Genomic DNA, 24,241 nt, shown 5'->3' with positions numbered 1-24,241 from the left:
GGGGAGCAAGAGATGAATATATGGCATATTTGCATCTTTGAATTAAGGCGTATTCTTAAGATTCGATCTGTGGTGTTAAACCTGTTTATTTTGCCGTTGTTACTGATTTTTATATTGGGTACGGCACTTTCCAGTACGATGGGTACGACGGATGATGTTATTCCGGATACTGTACGTGTGGGAGTCATCCATTTGAATACCGAATCTGGTGGAGGATCAAGTACGGTTAATCAAGCGATGGATACATTCGTTAAATCCCCGGCGGTAGCTGAGAGGGTCAAGGTGCAGAACTTTACGACAGAAGAAGAGGCCGTTCATGCGTTGCGTACCGACAAGCTGGACTTTGCTGTAATGATTCCTTCGGATTTTGAGAAAAGCGTGATGGTGGGGAAAGAGGCCCGGTTACAGTGGATTCGAGGAAAGGACAACACACTTAATACGTTGGGTGAAACTTTGTTCACACGTTTTACGGATGAATTGAACCGACAGATGGCGATTACCAAAGTGCTCGGTCCGGAAGTGATTGCTGCCATGGCCGCTTATTCGGAGTCTGGTGATGCGAATTCCACCTCCATTGCTGTCATTAATCCCGGTAAGACAGGTACGGTGTATAGTGCCTCCCAATACTATGCAGCATCCATGCTGGCGATGTTCATGTTGTACTCAGGCATGACAACCAGCACCAGCCTTTTTGGAGAGCGTGATAACAAAACGTTAATTCGCCTTCAGGCTGCGCCTATAGGCAATGGAGTTATTTTCGCTGGCAAAATTGCAGGAAATAGTCTGCTCGCTTTCTTGCAAGCAACGACAATTATCCTTATGACATATTGGCTCTACGGTGTGGATTGGGGAACCCATCCTTGGTATATCGTGCTGACTTGTGTGTTCATCACATTGGCATCCATGACCCTTGGCGTGATCGTGGCATTGGTATGCAAAAGCTCGGCATCGGCCAGTGCAACCTTACAAGGTATCATCGTTGCCATGACATTCATCAGCGGTGGGTTCATGCCCATTCCGATTGATTTTGTACAACGGCTTAGCCAATTTACGGTTAACCACTGGGCGCTCCAGAGTTTTCTGAGAATGATGCTGGATGCACCTGTAGCAGAGATTGTGTATAACATTCTAATGTTAGGCGTGGTATGCGCTGTATTAGTGTTCATCTCAGGGATGATCTATAGAAAGGCAGGATACCGATATGAATAGTCTACACATCGCCTGGTTGATGATTAGACGTACACTTGGCCGTAAAATGGGATTCATTACGTTTCTACTTCTGCCTTGCCTGGTGATTACAGGAGCGGTTGCTCTTTTTGGAAGCGAGCAGATTACACGTACTGTTATTCCCTATGTGAATGAGGATGGAGGGGTAGCAGGGGCGTGGATGATTCATGAACTTGCTGACAAAGAGGAGTACCTGCTCAAGCCGATGACAAACGAAGCAGAAGTGAAGGAAGCTATCGCTCAGCAAAAAGGAAGTTCTGGCATCATCATTCCGGCACATTATACAGAGGGTCTGTTACAAGGCAAGCCAACCGAAATTCAGCTGGTGGAACTGCGTATAAGTGAAGGTTCCTATACACTACGAGCAGCAGTTGAAGGTTTGACGAGCGGATTGCAACAATCTGCTTCAGCTGTTAAGGTGGCGGCAGGCCCTGCCTCAAGTGAGACTGACATACTGGAGAGCACACAGAAGTCGTTTGAACAGCTTTTACAGGAGATAGGAAAACATCAAGTTGCTGGTGAAGTCACCGATCTGCAGATCTATCCCAAGCCAGGCCTGAACAATGTGACTGGATTTACGATTATGTTTATGATGGGGCTGCTGACCAGTGCAGTGGCTGTGATCATGGAAGATCGCAGGAAACGTACGATGGCCAGAGTATATACGGCACCCGTCCGTGCATATGAGATTGCGCTTGGTAATTTCCTCGGTAGCTTTGTCATTGGCATGATTCAGATTGTGATGGTTCTAGGAGTCAGCAGGTGGCTGCTGCATTATGATGCCGGTATTCCTTTTGGCATTCATTTCATGATATTGGCGGCATTCATGCTGGTCTCCATGGGGATCGCAAGTACCGTGGCAGGATTAATCCGTAATCCCAAAAATGCCAACATGCTGAATTCACTCGTCATTATGCCAACTTGCATGATAGGTGGTTGTTTTTGGCCGATCTCGTTGATGCCGGATTATATGCAAAAGCTCGCCAACTTTGTTCCACAGAAATGGGCGATTCAGGCAGTGGAGACGATCTCTGCTGGTGGTACATTGTCGGATATCACATTGCCACTATTGATTTTGTTTGGCATGGCTGCCATTTTGCTGACTGTAGGCTCTGCGATTCTACGTCCTAGCCAGCCAGGAGTAGAGGCATAAGGTGATACGACATAAAAAAGCACGCTCTGCTGAATTGAATTCAGTTAGAGCGTGCTTTCTTTGCATAAGGAATGATGCATTATGTGAGAAATTGATGATTAAGGTTGGAGTTGACGCAGGACCGTTATTTCGACCCGACGGTTCTTTTGTCTTCCGGCCGCTGTAGTGTTGTCACCCGTTGGGCGAGTATCTGCATATCCGGCATACTGGAAGCCGTCCGGGTTAAGCTTCTCTGTATCCAAAAAGAATCGCAATACAGACAGTGCACGTTCCCCGGAAAGCTGCCAGTTATCGGTATAGGTGGAGTTTGCCCCCACAGGAACATTATCGGTATGACCCTCAATGCTGACAACGGTATTTAGATCACGGAACAGGCTGGCAAGTTTGCTGAGCGTTGGTGCTGCACCGTCCTTTAGAGCGGCCTGTCCCTGATCAAACAGGAAGCGGTCACTAAGTGTAATGGATAGGCCCTGTGGCTTGTCCGCAACAAAAATCTGATTTTCCAGTTTATTATCCTCGATATATTGGGTAATCACATTGAACAGATTTTGCAATTCCTGCTCCTGTGATCTGAATTGTTCTTCCCGTTCTGTGAGGGGCTTGTTGTCATCATCTGGTGTTGCAGTCCCGGAATCGGAAGGGTTGTCTTCACCTTTTGAAGGATCTTCACCCTGAACCTCGGATGGTGGAGTCTCTGTAATCGTTTGACCGGGTTTCTCACCGAGTCCCTCACCAAGCTCAAGGATAGAGTCGGACGCATTAAATGTATTTTGTAACGATTGAGTAACGACGTCATATTTACCGGAATCGAGATTGCTCATGGCATACATGATGACAAAAAAGATCAAAAGCAGAGTTATGAGATCGGCATAAGTAATCATCCAGCGATCCCGATGATCGATAGTTTCACGTTTTCCGCGCCGTTTACTGCGCCGACTCATCCAATCCCTCCTTTGCTAGGGGGCGTATATGCTGACGATGCGTAAGGGTGAAGGACTCCAGTCTTTTGCGTACAAGCTGGGGATTCTCACCGTTCTGAATGGCAAGTACACCTTCGAGAAGCATTTCCATGGTCTGCACTTCATCGGCACCTCTGGATTTGATCTTGGAGGCAATGGGCAAAAAGATAAGATTGGCACTGGCGACCCCATACAGGGTTGCGGTAAAGGCAACAGCAATGGCAGGTCCGAGTCCGGTTGGATCGGTCAAACTGCCAAGTACCTGAATAAGTCCCATCACGGTTCCGATGATCCCCATGGTTGGAGCGTACCCACCAGCGGATTCGAATATTTTGGCATAACCCTCATGTTTTTGTTCAATGGAGTCAATCTCCATCTCCAGGATCTGGCGAACCACATCCTGATCGGTACCATCAACAACCATCTGAATACCGTCTTGCAAAAATGGATGCGGATGATCCATAACCTTGCGTTCCAATGCAAGTACACCTGAGCGGCGTGCGATAGAAGACATCTCCACCAGTTCTTCAACCCACAAGCCTGAATCATTATTGTTACGTCCAAAAGCCATACGCAGGGCAGCTGGAATCGTACGAAGGCGATGCGCCGGGAAACTGGCAACCACAGCAGCAATCGTTCCACCGAATACAATTAAAGCAGCCGTTTTTTGCAGGAGACCAGACAATTGGCCGCCTTCCCACAAAAAACCGCTAATGACTGCGGCAATTCCGGCAATAATACCGATAAGTGTCGCAATATCCATAAATTAACCCACTCCTATCTTCATTTCACGTTTGCATCACTAAAACGAACGAGGTATAATTAAACGGGAACAAATATTCCTATTACTATAAGTTTTCCCATATGAAAATTCGGGGAACTTCGACAATATATAGTGACTATTATTTTAGACGATAGGGTGAGATACGGCAATGAGCGATATTATAATGAGCGACAAAACGTTCGAAATCGAGTCAGAGTTTTCTCCCCAAGGTGATCAGCCGGCAGCCATTAAAGAACTGGTGAAGGGTGTTCAGGAGGGGAAGAGGTACCAGACACTGCTGGGTGCAACGGGTACGGGTAAGACGTTTACGATCGCCCAGACGATAGCCCAACTGCAACGTCCGACGCTGATTATTGCGCACAACAAGACGCTGGCAGCGCAGCTTGCAAGTGAGTTCAAAGATTTTTTCCCTAATAACATGGTTGAGTATTTCGTCAGTTATTACGATTATTTTCAGCCAGAAGCATATATCCCGTCCTCCGATACGTATATCGAGAAGGATTCAAGTATTAATGAAGAGATCGACAAACTGCGGCACGCAGCGACAAGTTCGTTGTTTGAGCGCAGGGACGTCATCATTGTAGCGAGTGTTTCCTGCATTTATGGTTTGGGTTCACCGCACTCGTATTCAAGCATGTTGCTCTCACTCCGGGTAGGCATGGAGAAACCGCGCAATCAGATTTTGTCCCGTCTGGTAGAGATCCAGTATCAGCGGAACGATATTAACTTTGTGCGGGGTACGTTCCGTGTTCGTGGGGATGTTGTTGAGATTTTCCCTGCCTCCAAGGGTGAACATGCAATTCGGGTTGAATTGTTCGGTGATGAGATCGAGAAAATTACGGAGATTGATGTGTTAACCGGAGAACTGATTGGTGAACGTGAACATATTGCCATCTTCCCGGCGTCTCACTTCGTAACGCAAGAAGAGACGATGAAGGTTGCGCTGGTGAACATTGAGCGTGAACTGGAGGAGCGTCTGGAAGTGTTGCGTGAACAGGGAAAACTGTTGGAGGCTCAGCGACTGGAGCAGCGCACACGGTATGATATCGAGATGATGAAGGAAGTTGGGTTCTGTTCGGGGATTGAGAACTATTCCGGTCCGCTGACTTTCCGCGAACGCGGCGATACTCCATACACACTGATGGATTACTTCCCGGATGATATGTTGATTGTGGTCGATGAGTCTCACGTGACTCTGCCACAGATCCGTGCGATGTATAATGGTGACCAGGCGCGGAAGACAGTATTGGTTGAACATGGTTTCCGTCTCCCGTCAGCGCTAGATAATCGTCCACTGAAATTCGATGAGTTCGAAGGCAAGATGGATCAGATCATCTATGTATCGGCCACACCAGGCCCGTATGAGATCGAGCATACCGATACGATGGTGCAACAGATTATCCGTCCAACCGGTTTGCTTGATCCAATTATCGAACTGCGTCCAACGAAGGGACAGATCGATGACTTGATTGGTGAGATTAACGACCGGATTGCCAAAGACGAGCGTGTGTTGATCACAACATTAACGAAGAAGATGTCGGAGGACCTGACGGATTATCTGAAGGAAGTTGGAATTAAGGTTCGTTATCTGCACTCCGAGATCAAAACGTTGGAACGGATGGCCATTTTACGTGATTTAAGATTGGGCGTTTTCCATGTCCTAATCGGAATCAACTTGCTCCGGGAAGGTCTCGATCTGCCGGAAGTTTCCCTCGTCGCTATATTGGATGCCGATAAGGAAGGATTCCTGCGTTCCGAACGCTCACTGATCCAAACGATTGGTCGTGCGGCACGGAACAGCGAGGGTCGCGTTATTCTATACGGTGACAAAGTGACGGATTCGATGGATAAAGCGATTAAGGAAACAGAGCGTCGCCGTGCAATCCAGATCGAGTACAACGAGAAACACGGAATTACACCACAGACGATTCGCAAAAAAGTGCGTGATGTAATAGAGGCAACCAAAGTTGCTGAATCCAAGAAAGACTATCTTACAGGCGCAGCCGAGAAGATGTCGAAGAAAGATCGCCAGGCACTTATTCAGCGCCTAGAGGTAGAGATGAAAGATGCAGCCAAAAACCTGCAGTTTGAGCGTGCTGCCGAGCTTCGCGATGCGTTGCTGGAACTTCGCGCTGAATAAGATACAGCTCATTCATATGCTCCGGTAAAGATGGATCTGTAACAAGAGAACGGCCAATTGGCCGTTCTCTTGTTGAGTAAGGAAATCATTGATATCTACCGATAATAAGAGATGTTGAAATCTTGAAATCAAGTCTATACTGATAGAAAAGTTGAAATTGGTTAAAAGGTTTATAGGAAAGCAATCGGGAGTCGCGTCCCCCTGAGAGTCAAGAGCGCCCCGGTGTTGACCTTGGAGCCGAGCCAAAGGCAATGGCGACCTGCCGCGACCAAGGCGAAGCTGAGAGCGTCCCGCTCTTGACCTTGGAGCCGAGCCGAAGGCAATGGCGACCTAGCCGCGATCAAGGCGAAGCCGAGAGCGTCCCGGTGTTGACCTTGGAGCCGAGCCAAAGGCAATGGCGACCTGTCGCGACCAAGGCGAAGCCGAGAGCGTCCCCGGTGTTGACCTTGGAGCCGAGCCAAAGGCAATGGCGACCTTGTCGCGAACGTGGCGAAGCCGAGAGCGCACCCTCGCACTAGAGCGGTCTGATAAGGTTCCGGCAATAGGCTGGAACCTTATCAGAAACCGCGGGCACACGACAACCCTTCACATAGCAAGACCCGACCCCTCACCGTTGCACCGCTTGTTTCGGGTGTCCAGAGGGCTGCGCCCTCTGGGGCCCTCCCTTGGAAGGGAGGGTTTGGGAGGGATCGAAAAGCCTTTATAAAGGTTGGATTAGTAAATTTGAGAGGATGAATACTATTGGCGAGCGATAACATTGTCATTAAAGGCGCACGAGCGCATAACCTGAAAAATATCGACATTACCATCCCACGTGACCGCTTTGTTGTATTGACCGGCCTGAGTGGCTCAGGCAAGTCCTCGCTGGCTTTTGACACGATCTATGCCGAAGGACAGCGGCGGTATGTAGAATCATTGTCAGCTTACGCACGGCAGTTTCTGGGACAGATGGAGAAACCGGATGTGGATTCCATCGAAGGATTATCTCCTGCCATTTCAATAGATCAGAAAACAACAAGCCGTAACCCACGTTCCACGGTTGGAACTGTGACCGAAATCTATGATTATCTGCGTCTGTTATTTGCACGTGTGGGCCATCCACATTGTCCGGACCATGGCGTAGAGATCAGCTCCCAGACCGTAGAACAAATGGTTGATCGCATTATGCAATATCCAGAGCGTACCCGGCTGCAGATTTTGGCACCCATTATCTCGGGCCGTAAGGGCGAGCATAAAAGTGTATTTGCTGATGTGTCCAAGCAGGGCTTTGTCCGTGTACGGGTGAACGGGGAACTGCGTGACCTGTCAGAAGATATCCAATTGGAGAAAAACAAGAAGCATACGATTGAAGTCGTTGTTGACCGGATCGTTGTTAAAGATGATGTACAGGCGCGTCTGGCCGACTCTATTGAAACAGCACTTAATTTGTCCGGTGGACAACTACTTGTGGACATTATGGGCGAAGAAGAGCTGCGCTTCAGTTCCAACTTTGCCTGCCCGGTGTGCGGATTCAGTATTGAAGAGCTTGCACCACGGATGTTCTCATTTAACAGTCCTTTCGGGGCTTGCCCGGATTGTGATGGGTTAGGTGTCAAAATGATCGTTGACCCTGATCTGCTGGTACCAGATCGGACTAAGACCATCGAAGATGGAGCTTTTGATGCTTGGACAGGTGGTACATCCACCTATTATCCGCAGTTCCTGAAGTCGGTATGTGAGCACTTCAACATTCCGCAAAATGTACCTGTCGAAGATCTGCCAGCTGAGCAGATGAACAAGTTGTTGCAGGGTACAGGTACGGAGAAAATCCGTTTCCGCTATGAGAATGATTTTGGACAACGTAAGGAAGCACTGGTTACCTTTGAAGGTATCGTGAATAACCTGGAGCGTCGTTACCGGGATACAGCATCTGAAGGTATCCGTGAATTTATTGAGGGTTACATGAGTGCGAAGCCTTGTGGTACATGTAAAGGTCAGCGTCTGAAACGCGAGAGTCTTGCGGTTACGATCAATGATCACAACATGGCCTATGTGACTAGTTTGTCCATTGGTGAAGCTGGCCGATTCTTCGATTCATTGGAATTGACGGAGAAGGAGCAGACGATTGCCAAACTGATTTTAAAAGAAATCAACAGCCGTCTCGGCTTCCTGGTGAATGTTGGTCTGGATTACCTTACACTGAGTCGTGCTGCCGGAACATTGTCCGGTGGGGAAGCGCAGCGGATCAGATTGGCTACACAGATCGGTTCCAGCCTGATGGGTGTGTTGTATATTCTGGATGAGCCGAGTATCGGTCTGCATCAACGGGATAATGACCGTCTGATCTCAACGCTTGCGCATATGCGCGACATTGGTAATACGTTGATCGTGGTTGAACATGATGAGGATACGATGATGGCTGCCGACTATATTATTGATATTGGCCCAGGTGCAGGTATACACGGAGGTACCATCATGTCACAGGGTACACCGGAGGAGATCATGAACGATGAGAACTCCTTAACCGGTCAATATCTGAGTGGACGCAAGTTCATTCCGATTCGTACAGAACGTAGAAGTGTGGGAGACCGTTGGTTGGAAGTACGTGGAGCCAAAGAAAATAACCTGAAGAATCTGAATGTGAAGATTCCAGTGGGTGTATTTACTGCGGTAACGGGTGTGTCTGGATCAGGTAAATCCACATTGATCAATGAGATTCTCTACAAAACGCTGGCACGTGATTTGAACCGTGCTCGGGTACGTCCGGGTCAACATAAAGAAATTCGTGGTCTGGAACATATCGATAAAGTCATCGATATTGACCAGTCTCCTATCGGGCGAACCCCACGTTCCAACCCGGCTACGTATACAGGTGTCTTTGATGATATCCGGGATCTGTTTGCTCAGACGAACGAAGCCAAGGTACGTGGATACAAGAAAGGCCGGTTCAGTTTTAATATCAAAGGTGGACGTTGTGAAGCCTGCCGTGGAGACGGTATTATCAAGATCGAGATGCACTTCTTGCCAGACGTCTATGTTCCTTGTGAAGTCTGCAAAGGCAAACGATACAATCGGGAAACGCTTGAAGTGAAATATAAAAACAGAAACATTTCCGATGTGCTGGAAATGACGGTTGAAGATGCAACCCAATTCTTCGAGAACATTCCGAAGATCCATCGCAAAATGCAAACACTGATGGATGTGGGTCTGGGTTATATCAATCTGGGACAACCTGCAACCACATTGTCTGGTGGCGAAGCCCAGCGTGTGAAGCTCGCTTCCGAGCTGTATCGTCGCAGTACAGGGAAAACCATCTACATCCTTGATGAGCCGACTACCGGTTTGCATGTCGATGATATCGACCGTTTGCTGAACGTATTACACCGTCTGGTTGATTCCGGGGAATCGGTGTTGGTGATTGAGCATAACCTGGATGTTATCAAAACAGCAGACTATGTTGTTGATCTGGGTCCAGAAGGCGGTAGCGGTGGAGGAACCATTGTTGCAACTGGAACACCTGAGGATATCATCAAAGTGGAAGCTTCCTATACAGGCAAGTACTTGAAGCCGGTTCTGGAGCGGGATACCGAGCGGAGCAAGGCACTGCAATTAGTAGACTAAGGTCCTCTAACCAGTAGTTATATCAATATGAAGTGGCAGTATTGGCCCTTCTTTTCGAAAAGGTTGAGACGTTGGATTATGATCTGATGTGCTCTGCTTCCGAGAAGAAGGGTTTTTCATTTTGAGTTATGCACAGTGTTTCCTTTGAACTAAGGTTATTTCGTGAAAGTGTTTACATATGCATTGCGACGAGCATTACAGGAATATTCGGCCAAATTGGCTTTTTTTCATTTTTATGGATGATAGGGCTTGCATTACAAGCAGGGTACAGATAACATAGAGGAAGATATTAGGGTATGCGTTAGCTGTTCAACTATGGTAAGGAGGTCTGTCTATCCATGCTGTTTGCAGAAGCTGCCACGGCGAGTACATCGAATTTTAATGCATTTGATATTTTTGTCATCTTATTTACGATCCTGATTTTCATCGGAGTTGTTCGGCTCCTTCGGGCACCTAAGAAGAATCTGTTTGCGATCGGATTTGCAGTAGTCAGCCTACTGGTATTTCTGATGACAGACTATGCGATGATAACCGGTTGGTTTGCTCAGTAGGAACGCCGCAGAATTTAAATGTAAGTTAAGCCAAAAGAGGTACAGATGAACACTTTCCAGGAGAGACATGGAGGGTGTTTTTTTCGTTTATATCGAGCGATTGAACAAGATTCTACCTTCTCTACTAAAATAGGACTTAAAACAATTGTATATCCAGATTCTGTATGATACATTGAGGGATACCGGAATTGCAGATGAGAGAAAGAGAGAATAGATTCAGCGATGAATCCGATGTCGAGTCGCGCAAGAAGGATGTATAGAGAGGGTCAGGTGAGAATATGAGCGTGTTGGGTAAAAAGGGGATAGCCATACTGATGGCTGCTGTACTCTCGATTAGTGTAGCGGCAACGGCCGGTGCAGCTGAATCCAAAGCGGCGATGCAAGCGAAAGTGGTAGACGGTCAAGTCTATGTGAACACCAAGGATCTGCTCAAGGCAGTTGGTGGAAGTGGACAATATGATGCCAAATCAGGAACGTACACGTACAAGGGAAGTGAAGCCATTCCCAAAGTGATCGAAAAGGTATCTCCTTCCGTCGTAGGCATTATTGGGAAATCTACCGAAGTGCAGGACGGTGCAACATCAGACGACCGTTATAATCTTGCACATGGTACAGGTGTCATTATCCGGTCGAACGGATGGATTGTAACGAATGCTCACGTGGTCGACGGATTAACGAATCCGGTTGTCGTAACGACGGATGGCAATACATACAAAATTACGAAAACATACAGTGATGCACTAAGTGATCTGGCGCTAATCAAAATCAATGCCAAATCACTCAAACCGGCGAGCTTCGCCAAAGCTTCACAAACTACTGTTGGAGAAACGGTGATTGCCTTGGGTACGCCGATTTCCTTTTCTTTGCGCAACTCGGCAACCGTAGGGGTAATTAGCGGCTTGAATCGTGGTGTTGAGGCGACCTACCGGTTGATTCAAACTGACACGGCCATTAACCCTGGAAATAGCGGAGGACCGCTGGTCAACCTGAAGGGTGAAGTGGTTGGTATCAATTCCATGAAATTTTCTGCGGTCGGCGTAGAAAGTTTGGGATTTTCGATTCCAGTGGATACCGTTCAATATATCATCGATCAGTTTTTTAAATATGGCAAAATAAAACGTGCAAGTCTGGGGCTACAACTTGAAGAAAGCTGGTCTGCGATTGTGGGCCTGCCTACAGATGATCCCTTAACAATTACGGGCGTACTGTCTCCTGAAGCCAAGAAAGCCAAAATCAAAGAGGGCGATGTCCTTTACAGTGTCGCGGGCACACGTGTCTCTTCAGTAGTGGATATCAATGAATTGCTCAAAAAGTATCTGCCTGGACAAAAGGTAAAGCTGTTGATGCAAACGGATGGCGATATTGTCACCCGCACGTTGGTGCTTGCTGATCGCGCAGACATCGTAGATGAGGAAGATGAAGCGTTCCTTGCAGATGAAGAACAATAAAGCCCGGCGATCAGCCCGGATGGAGAGAGGACGAAAGAACGGAATGAAAAAGTCATGGATACGTGTGCTAAGCACAGGTGTATTAACCGGGATGCTGACCATTGGCGCGGCATTACCTGTATGGGCATCTGATCTGACGACAAGTGAACTACGAGTCAAAGCGGGGAGCACGAGCGCCTACATTAACGGCGATAAGCAGGCCATAGCCAAACCTTACAAGTTCAAGGGTGTTACGATGGTGCCTGTTGGAGTGTTCAAGAAAGCATTTGGCAGTGAAATCCGGCTGGAGAAAAATGATGTTGTCAAAATCAAGGAAGGTCCGCACACGGTCACCCTAACGATTGGCATTTCAATTGCCTGGGTGGATGGTGTAAAACATGAGATGGGTGCCGCTCCCAAAATGGTGAATGGCGTACTTATGGTTCCACTTCGTCCGGTTGCTGCCGGTATCGGAGCGACACTAGCTCCAACCAGTTCCGGAGAAATGGTCATTCGTCTGTTGCAAACCGATGATTCGGTGGATGAAGAGGATGGCATTCATCCGGACGAAGGCAAAACCAGAATTGGCAACAGTTTTTACGGTTGGTCCATTAACTACCCGGCAGACCTTATAGTTTTCCAGACTGGTGAGCAGGAGCGTATGATGACTTTCGGCGCTGCGGACAACAGTTATTATCTTGAAGTGTATGTCAGCGATCAGGATGTGGCTCTGGATGCGGATGATTTGTTGCAGCAACTCGTCCAGGAGGCCAAACAATCGGGAGATACGGTGCTGGATCGTGAAGCGGTGTCGAAAGGCAAAACCCCTTATGCACGGATTATTGTGAAAGATGTAGACGGCATGTTATGGGAGATGCGTCAGTATCTGAGCGAAGGCCGTCAATATGATGTGTACCTCGCGGATTACGAAGCCCTGAATTATAAAGATCTGGTCAAACGTGCAGCGCTACTCAATTCATTCCAGCCAACCTATGCAGAGTCGGATCGAACGATCAAGGATCTGTCCACCGTAGATAATGGCATGCGCGCCGCGTGGAACGATGACTATGGTATTGAGTTGAAGATTCCTGCCGGCTGGTCGATCGACAACAATCAGATGATCTATGAAGCCAAGGATGGTGCATATCTGCAATGGCGTGTCACTTCGGCGAAGGCAGGTACAACGGTAAAAGACTGGAGCGGCCAACTGGATAAGTGGATGCGCGAGACATTTACACCAGAGAGTTACGAGCCAATTGGTTCATACACGATGGATATCTCGGGAGAGACTGCCGAGGTGAATGAATTCCGTTATAACTTTGGCGGGGGCTGGCAGACCGAGTTCGATGTTCTTTTGCAGAAGAATGGGTATCGATATTATGCAGAGTATACGTTCCCTGAGGAGCAGGTTGCAGATCGGGCATGGTTTGAACGGATTATGAAAAGTGTGGAGATTGATTTTGATACGGTTGCCGATAATTTTGGTCAGTTGGATGAAGATCCGTATTTGACAGACAAAACGACGACACTTACACGTACGTCCAAACGTTATCATTACAGTGTAGATATTCCGCGGTACTGGACGCCGTATAGTGATCGATTCGAATATTCACCTGTGGTGTACACCTTTACCGGCGGAGAATTCTCCATTGCGGCGAGCGAAGACAAGTCGATCGAGATGACGGTCAGCCAATTGAGAGAAGCTTATGCCGAAGCCACCAAAACCCGTAAGAACTTCAAGTTGCTGGGCAGTGAAGAGCTGACGTTTGCGGGTGTGCCTGCATTTTCCTTTACGTATCATGAACTGGACAAAGGCGTGCCATATGCGGGTCGCCAGATCGTGTTTGAAAAGGACGGAACTACCTATACGATCACAAGTGGGCTGAATGATGCCAACAAGACAGAAGTTCAGGCGGCCGCCTTGGAAAAAGCAGTGAACTCATTTACTTTTATTAAATAATTGTAGTAGAGCCGGAGGGTCAAAAGACCTTTCGGTTTTTTCGTTGTGCTGGAAATGAAAATGGTAAACGGTTTTTTCAGGAAAACGTAGAAGAGTCGGTGCAGAAGTGGTACACTATACTAGTTCAGGAGTTATTACTGCTGATCTGATGATTATGAATGACTGTAAGCTTGGAGTTCAGGCAATACAGACATAATAGATAGATATAGCAATACCGTGACAATGCAGGTGTACCCGATAAGGTGCAGTTTTAAGCTTAGGATGTTCAGGCGTTTAAGGATATAGGGATGAAATCCGGCGGATAGCCGGTTATGGGGAGGATCTACATGAAAACAGCAACAATACGAAGAGAAGACGTTGAACTTCTGGCACCGGCTGGTGACTGGGATTGTATGCGTTCGGCGGTAGCCAATGGCGCAGATGCAATTTTCTTCGGAGTCGAAAAGTTTAATGCACGGGCACGGGCGAACAATTTCCGTATGGACGAGCTGCCGGAGATTATGGCGTTTTTGCACAGTTATGGCGTAAAAGGTTTTTTGACCTTTAATATATTGATTTTTGAAAATGAATTGACGGATGCAAAAGAACTGATTGATGCATGTGTTGATGCAGGTGTGGACGCTGTAATTGTTCAGGATTTGGGCTTGGTGAAGATGATCCGCGAGATTTCGCCAGATTTCCCGATTCACGGTTCAACACAGATGACAATTACGTCACCGGAAGCGGTTGAGTTTACGAAGCCGTTTGATATGGAACGTGTCGTTCTGGGACGGGAGAACAACCTGAAGCAGATCCAAAAGATCGGTGAGCAGGCGAAGCTTCCAATGGAAGTATTTGTTCATGGTGCGCTGTGTGTATCCTACTCGGGGCAGTGTCTGACTTCTGAAATGTGGGGAGGACGTTCGGCCAACCGTGGGGAGTGCGCACAAGCTTGTCGTCTTCCATACGACCTGATGGTGGATGGGGTGCACAAACCGATGGGTGATGTAGCTTATCTGTTGTCTCCGAAGGATCTGGCAGCGATTGATCTGATGCCTGAACTGATCGAAGCAGGAGTAACTTCTTTCAAAATTGAAGGACGTCTCAAAACGCCGGAATACGTAGCAAACGTAGTAAGCAAATATCGTAAAGCGATTGACCGTTATTTTGATGGAGATAACACACCGCCAAGCAAGGAAGAAGTTCGCGAATTGCAGCAAAGCTTCTCCCGTGGATTCACACATGGTTTCCTGAGCGGTACAAACAACAAAGAATTGGTGGATGGAACATTCCCGAAAAGCCGTGGTGTCTACCTCGGTCGTGTAGATCAAGTGTTGCGCGATGGTGTGGTCCTGAAGCTGGATGCACCCGTGAAACGTGGAGACGGAATTGTATTTGACGCTGGAGACCCGACTCAGAAGGAAGAGGGCGGACGTGTATACGATGTGCGTCGCAAAGGAGTAAAACTCGAAGGTGAAGCTGAAGAGGGCTGGATCGTTGACGTTGTGCCAGGCCGCAGTGATGTGGATCTGCGCCGCGTGAAAGTTGGCGACAAAGTGTGGAAAACGAATGACCCGGCGCTCGACAAACGTCTGCGTCAAAGCTTCGAGACTGAGAAGCCGTACCGCGTATTCCCGGTGAAGGTGAAGGTCATCGGCAGCCCAGGGCAGCCGCTTAGCACATGGTGGACAGACGTGCAGAAAGGCACTACCGTCCGGATTGATTCCGAGATGGAACTGGACATCGCGCAGAAACGTCCAATGACACATGAATTGCTCGAAGAGCAGTTCGGTCGTCTGGGAGGTACCGTGTTCCAGTTGGAAGGAATGGACGTCAATCTGCACGGTGACGTTATCATCCCGATGCGTGAGTTGAATAACATTCGTCGTCAGGCAGTAGAACAACTCGCGGGCGAGCGTCCTAAACCGCCCGTCTACGTGAAACGCGCGGTAGATGTGTACGGCGATTCGGTTCAACCGGCATCACCAGTCGCTCGCGGTCAAGCAGAACTGACCGCACTCTGCCGTAGCCTGCCACAAGTGGAGGCAGCGATTGAAGCGGGCATCGCCATGATCTATGCCGACTTCGAGTTTATCAAGCAGTTCCCGGCAGCCGTGGAAGCTGTGCATGCCGCTGGTCGCAAGATCGCGCTGGCAACACCGCGTATTCATATGCCAGGGGAGAACGGATATCATAACAACATCCTGCGTCTGAAGCCGGATGCAGTATTGGTACGTAATACAGGCGCACTGTACTTTTACCTTCGCCACCGGATGGAAAACCCGGATGCGACGCACCCGGAACTGATCGGCGACTTCTCATTGAATATTGCCAATCACAAAGCAGTAGAATTGTTCCTGGAAGCCGGATGTGACTGGATTACGCCATCCTATGACCTGAACATTCAACAAATGGTTGATTTGCTGGGTCACTCCCGTACAAGTCAGACCGAAGTGGTTATCCATCAGCATCTGCCGATGTTCCATACCGAGCACTGTGTATATTGTACGTTCATGAGTGAAGGAACGGACTTTACGAACTGTGGCCGTCCTTGTGAGGAACAGCGTGCATCACTGCAAGACCGGATCGGCATGTCCCACCCGGTACGTGTAGATGAAGGTTGCCGTAATACGGTATACAACGCAGTGGAACAGTCAGGTGCCGAGTATCTGACCAACTTTATGGATCTGGGTGTATCCCGTTACCGTGTGGAATTCCTGGAAGAGACACCGGAGCAGGTACGCGAAGTAATTGATCTGTACAACCGTGCACTGCGCGGCGAGATCAGTGGTACACAAGTGTGGAAAACACTCAAAGCAACTAACCAACTGGGCGTTACACGTGGTCAATTGGTGAAATAACGATTGTATGGTACAACAACAGTTACAAGCATGAAGGAACCCCAATCTCTGCTTCAAGGAGCTCTTGGGGTTTTTTTACATCATGACACAGGAGGCGAAGAAGCGTGGCGCCATTCACAATTATGGATATCAAATTGCTGTGCGGGGTCACGGCATTCAAGCGCGGAGAAGATTATAACCAATCTGGCAGGGTGACTAATCTGGTGGTTAGTGAGGATCAGCTTCATTATGAAGCACAGGTTCGTGGATCGGAGCGTTATCAGGTGACGGTGGATATAGATGGATCAGGTGAGATTGTGGCAGGCTGCAGTTGTCCGGGTGACGGCAGGCATTATGACTATTGCAAACATGTCGCTGCTGTCCTGTTGGCTATTCACGAATGGGGTGAGCAGCAGGAGCGTAATGCCACGCGTGATTCTGGAAAGACATCTCAGTCTTCTACAGGCCAAGGACCTGGTTCCAGCTCAGGTTCCAAGTCCAGGGTAGGGACGCTGGTCGAAGAGAGCATGTGGGAGCGCCCTCAGTCTGCTTCACAACGAGAGCAACTGAATAATGCTCCAGAGCGTCCGCCCGTTCACTTTGCCCAAGCAGGTCGTCCAAGCTCAGCTTCGGGGTGGGGCCGCTCGGCAGATAAACCTTCTTACCGTACCGCGGATCAGATTCTGTCCATGTTTGCCAAGGATCGGAGACCGCTGCATGGAAATGATCGTAAGTACACTGCCCCTGTCAGCCGTTCCTCCCTGCGGGAAGAATTGCAGGTCCAGTTTATATGCAAGCTGACACAGGTTCACAAGGGTGGTGGGAAACTTGCTCTTGAACTGAAAGTGGGTAACAAACGTCTGTATGTGGTGCAGAAAGTGAAGCAATTCCTGAACTGCATCGAAAAGGGCGAGCTAATGTCATTTACCAAGTTGTTCCACTACGATCCACTGATGCATGTTTTCACACCGCAGGATCAGGCGATTCTCTCGATGCTTATTCGAATGAGACAGAGTGAGGAGGCATATCGCCAATCTATTTCCGGTTATTTGGGAGCTTCAGATGGACGTGATATTTTAATTGCTCCGCTCGTATGGAAACCGCTGCTGGAATTACTACTCCAGGCTGACAGCCGGATGGAGGGTACAGGATTCGCCAATGGACCACTCACGCTCGGTGAGGGAGTATTGCCTTTGTTTTACCGGATTGCTCAAGGAACAAATGAAGGATATCAGCTTGAAATTTCCGGACTGCGTGAGCTGATTCTTCTTCCTGCCTATGATGCTGCCGTAGTGGAAGGACAGTTGCATATGTTGGAACCGATGCAGATGCGAAGTCTGGAGGATTTGAGTGGGGCGCTCACTTCATATGGAATCAAGGAAAGCATCGATATTTCGACCCAGCAGGTGGATGAGTTTGTTCAGCATGTCGTGCCAGAACTGCGTACGCTTGGACATCTGTCCATTGATTCACAGGTGCGTGAACAGATCGCGGAACCGGAACTCTCACCGAAGCTGTACATCGACTTCTATCGTGAACGTATTACAGCGCGTCTGGAATTCGACTATGAGGTCATGGTTATTAATCCGCTTGCAGAGTATTTAATAGATGAAGAAGAGAAAAAGGTTATTTTGGTGCGTGATCGATACAAAGAGCGGAATCTGATTGAACGGCTCGATCGTTCTTTCCTGGAACGTGATGGTAGTGTCTGGGCGAGTGAACGGGAAGATGCCATCTATGATGTCATGTATCATCTGTTGCCTGAGCTTGAGAAACAGGTAGAAGTCTATATGCCAAACGCCGTGAAGGCGATGGTGCAATCCTATCCCACACCGCCGAAAGTACGAGCAGATTTGGGAAGAGGATTGGACTGGCTGGAGATTTCATTTGAGATGGAAGGTGTGGACGAGCAGGAGCTTCAGGAACTCATGCGTCGCATTGTGGAAAAGAAACCATATTTCCGTCTCAAGAGCGGTGTGTTTCTCTCGCTTGAAAATGAAGGTGCAGACAGCTTCGCTCATATGGCCGATTCACTTGGACTTGGAGCGGATGACATCAAGAGCAGCCATATCCGGCTGCCAGCTGTTCGGGCGTTACAATTGCCAGGCAGGGACGAAGTTTCCGGTCATGTGAAGTGGGGAGGCTCCCTGAAACGTTTCCTTGATGATCTGCGAGATCCCGAACGGATGGATTTTGCATTGCCAGAGACACTGACACCCATCCTGCGGGATTATCAGAACAGCGGATACCAGTGGCTGCGTACCCTCGCTTATTATCGTTTTGGCGGCATTCTCGCGGATGATATGGGACTTGGAAAAACATTGCAAAGCATCGCGTATATCACAGCGGTACTTCAGGAGAAGCCCGAGTACAATACGGACAATGCGGGCGTTGATAAATACCGGGAGAGTGGCTCATTATGGGGCGGTGAAACGTTGGCGACTTCCGACATCGATCCCGAAACGGGACTCCCATTGGATAAGATGGCATCAGAGAATACGGATGGTTCATGGTCCACGATGCAGAAGGATGGATTGACGGTCCGAACGAAGGTCATTCATCCTCCGGTACTTGTCGTGGCCCCTGCTTCGCTGACGTATAACTGGGCTAATGAGTTTGCGAGGTTTGCCCCGCATCTGAACGTTCTGATCGCAGCCGGGCAGAAAGAAGAGCGAGCCAATATGCTTTCAGGTATGGATGAGGCAGATGTGATTGTGACATCGTATCCTTTGTTACGTCGGGATCTGGACACCTACCTTGGCCGAACCTTCCATACGCTCATTCTCGATGAAGCTCAGGCGATCAAAAATGCTTCTTCCCAGACCGCGCAGGCAGTGAAACAAATTCAGGCCCCGCGTCGTTTTGCACTCACAGGAACACCTGTAGAGAACTCGCTGGATGAATTATGGTCCATTTTTGAAGCGGTATTCCCAGGGTTGTTTCCAAGTTACAGAAGATTCCGCGACCTTCCTCCGGAACGGATTTCGCGAATGGTCCGTCCGTTTATTCTGCGCCGTCTGAAGAAGGATGTGTTGGAAGAATTACCCGATCGAATTGAAACGGTACAGCGGTCAGAGCTTACGGTTGAACAGAAGAAACTGTACGCCGCATACCTTTCCCAGCTTCAGGATGAAGCATCGAAGGACATGGAGGATAACGGATTCCAGAAGAACCGTATCAAAATTTTGGCAGGCATCACGCGCTTGCGTCAGTTGTGTTGTCATCCGGCCCTCTTTGTGGAAGGATATCAAGGCGATTCCGGGAAAATGGAACAGTTGCTAGAAACGGTCGAGGATTGTTTGGCTTCAGGCAAACGAATTCTCATCTTCTCCCAATTTGCTAGCATGTTGAACCTGATTCGTCAGACCCTCGCGGCACAGGGAAGGAATCTTTTCTACCTTGATGGTCAGACCCCTGCACAGAGCCGTGTCGAGATGTGTCACAGATTTAACGAGGGTGAAGCTGAACTGTTCTTAATCTCCCTTAAAGCTGGAGGTACCGGACTAAACTTAACAGGGGCAGATACCGTTATATTATATGATCTATGGTGGAATCCCGCCGTGGAAGAACAGGCAATTGGCCGTGCCCATCGTATGGGGCAGAAACAAGTGGTGCAAGTCATTCGCCTGGTTACCGAAGGTACGATCGAAGAGAAGATTTTGGAACTTCAGCAGCGGAAGAAGGACTTGATTGCCGAAGTAATCGAACCGGGAGACGGGGGATCGACGACCTTATCCGAACAGGATATCCGCGAATTGTTGATGGTATAATGTAGTCCAAGCATCGTAGCAATAAGAATCATTAAATATATGAATCTATACAAGTTGGACTAATCATTTACACGAGAAACGTAGAGGGCAGAAAAAAGCTGAAGAAGCGCAGCATTCGCCTTTATCACCAGATTTTCACCTTTGTAAAAGTGAATTGAAAAATCTGGGGATAACAGCGATCGGAAGGTTGTTCTGTCATCGGAGTGGTAAGTGTAAATATGCTTTAGTTCAACTTGTTTAACAAAAGGAGTGGGTTCGTGTGCGTATTCGCAAAGCGATTATTCCAGCCGCAGGGCTGGGTACCCGGTTTCTGCCTGCCACCAAGGCGATGCCTAAGGAAATGCTTCCTATCGTGGACAAGCCAACGATCCAGTACATTATTGAAGAAGCCGTAGCTTCAGGCATTGAAGATATCATTATCGTGACAGGTAAAGGGAAACGGGCCATTGAAGATCACTTCGATTATTCTTTTGAGCTGGAGCAGAATCTGGCGGACAAACAGAAGTGGGACTTGCTTAACGAAGTACGCAAACCCTCCGAGATGGCAGATATCCATTATATCCGTCAAAAGGAACCGAAGGGACTTGGTCACGCCATCTGGTGCGCCCGCAAGTTTATCGGTAACGAGCCTTTTGCCGTCCTGTTAGGGGATGACATCGTGGAAGCGGAACATCCCTGCCTGAAGCAGATGATCGATGTCTACGATGAACTGCAATCTCCGATCGTTGGTGTACAGCCTGTTGATTGGAGCGAGGTATCCCGCTACGGGATTGTAGACGGAGAATTACTGACTCCTACCGATGATCGTGTCTTTCGCGCGCGCCGCTTAATTGAGAAACCAAAGACTGAAGATTCCCCTTCGAACCTTGCTATTATGGGACGTTATATTCTTACACCAGATATCTTCGAGATACTAGGTCAACAATCGGCTGGCGTTGGGGGCGAAATTCAGCTCACGGATGCCTTGTCCCGATTGAATGAACAGCGGCAGATTCTCGCATATCATTTTGACGGACTACGCCATGATGTTGGTGAGAAGTTGGGCTTTATTGAGACATCGATTCACTACGCGTTGCAGCGCCCGGATCTACGGACAGATCTCTTAAAGTATTTGGAACAGGTCGTAAAGGATCAATAAATGGTTTTCCGCATGCCCTTGAAGTCCAGCCGAAGAATGATATCGCGGCTGGACTTTAATTTATTTTATGGAAGAGTAAATATGAGGGTTATACAGGCCAATGAACAAACACTTACCCGACACTTTACATATACATAGTCAATATGAAGAAATGATGTTAACAGCAAAACGGAGGGATGTCATGAAGGTACTTCCGCTGTTTATGGATGGCGCTGCCATCTTGGAACCCAAGGTTTATGGTGATCACCGTGGATATTTTATGGAGAGTTATAATGAGCAGGTTCTGCATGAACAGGGAATACAGCACGTCTTTATTCAGGACAATCAATCCTTATCGGCTGAAGCGGGTGTTCTCCGTGGGCTTCATTACCAGCTCCAGCCCAAAGCACAGACTAAATTGGTGAGGGTTATATCAGGGGCTATATATGATGTGATTGTGGATGTCCGCACGTCATCCCCTACCTTTGGCCAATGGAAAAGTGTCATTCTAAGTGAGTACAACCAGCGGCAACTGCTTGTTCCTCGAGGATTTGCTCATGGTTTCTGCACCTTGGTGCCTCATTCCCAGGTAACTTATAAGGTGGACGCCTATTATTCGCCTGAACATGACCGTGGAATTCTGTGGAACGATCCTGCGCTCGCCATTGATTGGCCTGTGACGAAACCTATATTATCGGAGAAGGATCAGAAGCATCCTTTACTGAAAGATGCTGAACTGAACTTCGACTAATTAATCAGACTTTTCAGATACTTCTGTATCTGGAGGCAGAGGGAGAGAGACAGCATGAAACTACTGGTTACGGGTGGGGCCGGATTTATCGGCAGCAACTTTGTATTATATATGCTTCGTGAACATCCGAGTTATGAAATTATCAATGTGGATGCATTAACGTATGCGGGGAACTTGGAGAACTTGCATACAGTAGAGTCCAATCCCCAATATACCTTCATCAAAGCAGATATTGCAGATGTACAGCAGATGGAAGCTGTTTTTTCCCAAGGCATTGATGTGGTTGTGAATTTCGCTGCCGAGTCTCATGTGGATCGAAGTATTCTGTCCCCGGATATCTTTGTGCGTACCAATGTGATGGGTACTCAGGTTCTATTGGATGCGGCAAAAAAATATCAAGTCACCAAATTTGTTCAGGTATCGACAGATGAGGTATATGGATCACTAGGTGCAACAGGTTTATTTACTGAAGAAACCCCTCTGATGCCAAACAGTCCGTACTCTGCAAGTAAAGCTGGCGGGGATCTACTCGTAAGAGCTTATCATGAAACCTTTGGACTTCCTGTAAATATTACACGTTGCTCTAATAACTACGGGCCTTTTCAATTCCCGGAGAAACTGATTCCGCTGATTATATCCCGTGCACTAAATGACGAAGCCATTCCAGTATATGGTGACGGGCTCAATATTCGTGACTGGCTTTATGTCGAGGATCACTGCAGCGCGATTGATCTGGTGATTCATAATGGACAATCTGGAGAGGTATACAACATTGGTGGTAATAATGAACGTACTAATATTTACATTGTGGAGAGCGTATTGGAACAACTGGGTAAACCAGCGAGTTTGATTCAATATGTACAGGATCGGTTGGGACATGACCGACGTTACGGTATAGATCCTACCAAGATACGTACAGAGCTCGGATGGCAACCTGCACACAATTTTGAGACAGGGATCAAAGAGACGATCCAATGGTATCTGAAACATCAAGATTGGTGGACGAGAATTCAATCAGGCACATATCAGGACTATGTTCAGCTTCAGTACGGTAAGCGGATGGGTGATTCGTCCAAATGAACTATAGAGTTATGGTGACTGGCGCGGCAGGACAGCTGGGTTATGATGTGGTGAAGACCTTCGAAGCAGAGGGTCATCAAGTATTGGCCTGTGACAAGAACCAGATGGATATTACCGATCAACAGCAGTGCACAGATATGATTAAGACGTTCCGCCCCCACATCATAATTCACTGCGCTGCTTACACAGCGGTCGATCAGGCTGAGGTAGATGAGGATACAGCATATGCAATCAATGCATCAGGTACTAGAAATATCGCGGTTGCCGCCGAGAAAGTGAAAGCAAAACTGGTATATATCAGTACCGATTATGTATTTGATGGGAGCGGGAGTACACCTTACCGAGAATACGATGTAACGAATCCGCAGAGTGTATATGGCAAGTCGAAGCTTGCTGGGGAACGGCTGGTTCAAAGTTTGTGTACGCAATGGTTTATTATTCGAACATCATGGGTGTTTGGCGTGTATGGCAGTAATTTTGTCAAAACCATGCTGGAACTTATGGAGAAACGTCCACAACTGCAAGTTGTTCATGACCAACAAGGTTCGCCTACCTATACGGTGGATCTTGCCCGATTCATTCATATCCTTTCCATAAGTAAAAAGTATGGCATCTATCATGCCTCCAATTCAGGGACTTGCACATGGTACGAGTTTGCAGAGGCAATAAAAGAAGAAGCCAATAAGCAGAGTGGGTTCGAGCCTACAGCCGAACTTACGCCATGCACAACCGATCAGTTTCCGCGTCCAGCCCCTCGTCCTGCATACTCGGTGATGGATCATCTGGCAATTCGAACGAACGGTCTGGAACCTCTGAGACCTTGGCGTGAGGCACTGATTGCGTTTTTGAAAGAGTGGAGTGTACAGCAAAAGGACTGAGCATGTGGAGAGTCCGTGCTTTATT

15 protein-coding genes are annotated in these 24,241 nt (G+C 48.1%); 13 read left to right on the top strand and 2 right to left on the bottom strand.

The genetic code is table 11. From position 1 onward, the window contains the following. Positions 1–12 precede the first annotated feature (12 nt). Positions 13–1,209 carry an ABC transporter permease gene (locus MHI12_RS27230; protein ID WP_405170814.1) on the top strand — a complete coding sequence of 399 codons (1,197 nt, stop codon included), beginning with the start codon at positions 13–15 and terminating at the stop codon, positions 1,207–1,209. Further along, positions 1,202–2,380 carry an ABC transporter permease gene (locus MHI12_RS27225; RefSeq protein WP_405170813.1) on the top strand — a complete coding sequence of 393 codons (1,179 nt, stop codon included), beginning with the start codon at positions 1,202–1,204 and terminating at the stop codon, positions 2,378–2,380. Before MHI12_RS27230 ends, MHI12_RS27225 begins: the two co-directional genes overlap by 8 nt. Positions 2,381–2,478: 98 nt before the next feature. Here the strand turns inward: MHI12_RS27225 and MHI12_RS27220 are convergent, their stop codons facing one another. Both MHI12_RS27220 and MHI12_RS27215 read right to left on the bottom strand, forming a co-directional pair. Then, a complete protein-coding gene (locus tag MHI12_RS27220) occupies positions 2,479–3,321 on the bottom strand; it encodes a flagellar motor protein MotB (protein WP_405170812.1) in 843 nt (280 codons plus the stop codon). Then, on the bottom strand, positions 3,305–4,102 hold the full coding sequence (locus MHI12_RS27215; protein ID WP_036612388.1) for a flagellar motor protein: 798 nt from the start codon (positions 4,100–4,102) through the stop codon (positions 3,305–3,307). Before MHI12_RS27215 ends, MHI12_RS27220 begins: the two co-directional genes overlap by 17 nt. Positions 4,103–4,271: 169 nt before the next feature. On the opposite strand from MHI12_RS27215, the gene uvrB reads away from it, so the two are divergent. The 11 genes from uvrB to rfbD all read left to right on the top strand — a co-directional run bounded on the left by uvrB (position 4,272) and on the right by rfbD (position 24,216). After that, positions 4,272–6,263, top strand: a complete 1,992-nt coding sequence (uvrB, locus tag MHI12_RS27210) for an excinuclease ABC subunit UvrB (RefSeq protein WP_076209852.1) — start codon at positions 4,272–4,274, stop codon at positions 6,261–6,263. 741 nt (positions 6,264–7,004) lie between these two features. Then, positions 7,005–9,863 carry an excinuclease ABC subunit UvrA gene (gene uvrA / locus MHI12_RS27205; RefSeq protein ID WP_405170811.1) on the top strand — a complete coding sequence of 953 codons (2,859 nt, stop codon included), beginning with the start codon at positions 7,005–7,007 and terminating at the stop codon, positions 9,861–9,863. Between the two features lie 338 nt (positions 9,864–10,201). Continuing rightward, a complete protein-coding gene (locus MHI12_RS27200; RefSeq protein WP_017692026.1) occupies positions 10,202–10,414 on the top strand; it encodes a hypothetical protein in 213 nt (70 codons plus the stop codon). 278 nt (positions 10,415–10,692) lie between these two features. Next, positions 10,693–11,862 carry a S1C family serine protease gene (locus MHI12_RS27195; protein ID WP_223199786.1) on the top strand — a complete coding sequence of 390 codons (1,170 nt, stop codon included), beginning with the start codon at positions 10,693–10,695 and terminating at the stop codon, positions 11,860–11,862. Between the two features lie 43 nt (positions 11,863–11,905). After that, positions 11,906–13,801 (top strand): stalk domain-containing protein, encoded by a 1,896-nt coding sequence (locus tag MHI12_RS27190; RefSeq protein WP_405170810.1) that lies wholly within the window; start codon positions 11,906–11,908, stop codon positions 13,799–13,801. A 326-nt stretch (positions 13,802–14,127) separates the two neighbouring features. Continuing rightward, on the top strand, positions 14,128–16,641 hold the full coding sequence (locus MHI12_RS27185) for a DUF3656 domain-containing protein (RefSeq protein WP_405170809.1): 2,514 nt from the start codon (positions 14,128–14,130) through the stop codon (positions 16,639–16,641). Between the two features lie 104 nt (positions 16,642–16,745). Next, positions 16,746–20,390 carry an SNF2 helicase associated domain-containing protein gene (locus MHI12_RS27180; RefSeq protein WP_405170808.1) on the top strand — a complete coding sequence of 1,215 codons (3,645 nt, stop codon included), beginning with the start codon at positions 16,746–16,748 and terminating at the stop codon, positions 20,388–20,390. A 259-nt stretch (positions 20,391–20,649) separates the two neighbouring features. Then, a complete protein-coding gene (galU, locus tag MHI12_RS27175) occupies positions 20,650–21,528 on the top strand; it encodes a UTP--glucose-1-phosphate uridylyltransferase GalU (protein WP_405170807.1) in 879 nt (292 codons plus the stop codon). 181 nt (positions 21,529–21,709) lie between these two features. Then, positions 21,710–22,258, top strand: coding sequence for a dTDP-4-dehydrorhamnose 3,5-epimerase (gene rfbC / locus MHI12_RS27170; RefSeq protein ID WP_405170806.1), 549 nt, complete (start codon positions 21,710–21,712; stop codon positions 22,256–22,258). A gap of 54 nt (positions 22,259–22,312) precedes the next feature. Next, a complete protein-coding gene (rfbB, locus tag MHI12_RS27165; RefSeq protein ID WP_405170805.1) occupies positions 22,313–23,338 on the top strand; it encodes a dTDP-glucose 4,6-dehydratase in 1,026 nt (341 codons plus the stop codon). Then, on the top strand, positions 23,335–24,216 hold the full coding sequence (rfbD, locus tag MHI12_RS27160) for a dTDP-4-dehydrorhamnose reductase (protein ID WP_405170804.1): 882 nt from the start codon (positions 23,335–23,337) through the stop codon (positions 24,214–24,216). Before rfbB ends, rfbD begins: the two co-directional genes overlap by 4 nt. Positions 24,217–24,241 lie beyond the last annotated feature (25 nt).

It is taken from the genome of Paenibacillus sp. FSL H8-0280, assembly GCF_045040665.1.
In the GTDB taxonomy this organism is placed as follows: domain Bacteria; phylum Bacillota; class Bacilli; order Paenibacillales; family Paenibacillaceae; genus Paenibacillus; species Paenibacillus xylanexedens_A.
This window is presented reverse-complemented; position numbering and strand designations above follow the sequence as displayed.